General features: G+C 24.0%; 2 pseudogenes. Both read right to left on the reverse strand.

Features of this window, described 5'->3' with window-relative positions:
• A pseudogene (locus L8W69_RS09155) lies at window positions 1-387 on the reverse strand (hypothetical protein); the annotation flags it as partial.
• Window positions 387-1053 (reverse strand): annotated as a pseudogene (locus L8W69_RS09160) (hypothetical protein); the annotation flags it as partial. The pseudogenes L8W69_RS09160 and L8W69_RS09155, both read right to left, overlap by 1 nt.

Raw genomic sequence — 1053 nt, forward strand, 5'->3', positions numbered from 1 at the left:
GTAGCTTTGTCCTTCTGTTGTAGGTGTAATTTTAGGTTTAACATAATTATCATTTTTTTCAGCTATCCATAGAAGATTTTTGATTTTCTTAACCTCTTCTTCTAAATTTTCAATACTTGTAGGTATGTATTTTGGTAGGAGTTTGTTGCCTTTTTTATTAAATATGATTTTACCTAAATAAATACCAAATTTGGGATTGTAAAATTTATCAAGTTCACCATCTATCAAGTATCCAATTAACCAACCTTGTTTTTCACTAGGACATATATTGTTAAAACATTTTATATTAGTATTTACACCTAAATAAAGTGCATTTGATTCTTTTCTAGTTTGCAAAAATTGTTCATATTTTTTTGTATTTGGTAAAGGCCCTATGTTATTATTCATTATATTATTCCTATTTTTTCTCTAAATTTACCAGCAGTAATCCTAGCATCTCTTTCGCTTGGTTGTATAAAATATAAAGGAGAATCTGTTAAATTCTTTTTTTTATCTTTTGTAACTACAATCTTTTTTCTACTTTCATAGTAGGTTTTATCTATAAAACATTTTTGTGTTCCATATTCTACACTATCAAAAAGCAAACATTTTTTATTGTAAGCATTAAAAATATCATGATAATTCCATTGTATATACAAATTTACTGTGTTTAAAAAAAGTAACCTTTCTAAGCTATTGTTGGAGTTGATATTTATATGACTAACATAAAAATGTCTAAATTCATGTATAATAGTATCGATGAAATCAATAAAATACGTTTTTGGGTTTAAACTTAAAATATTATTTGTAAAATCATAAGTCCCAGAATCCCCGTTATTAGGATTATTTGTAATTATAGGTAAATCTTTTTCATTTATATTTAATCTTTTGGCAAAGTTTTTTAAAAAATCTTCTATAATTTCTATATGAATATTTTCGTTTTGAATTTTTTTTTCAAAGGTAAGTCTATAAATGGGATTTTGATTATAAACTTCTGAGGCAGTTGTATAAAATTTCTCTCTTTTTTTTATGTATTCATATCCATCTTTTACGCTTTTTATAAATTTTTCATTT

Origin of the sequence: Campylobacter sp. CNRCH_2016_3089, from assembly GCF_025772505.1 — a bacterium.
GTDB classification, from domain to species: domain Bacteria; phylum Campylobacterota; class Campylobacteria; order Campylobacterales; family Campylobacteraceae; genus Campylobacter_D; species Campylobacter_D lari_D.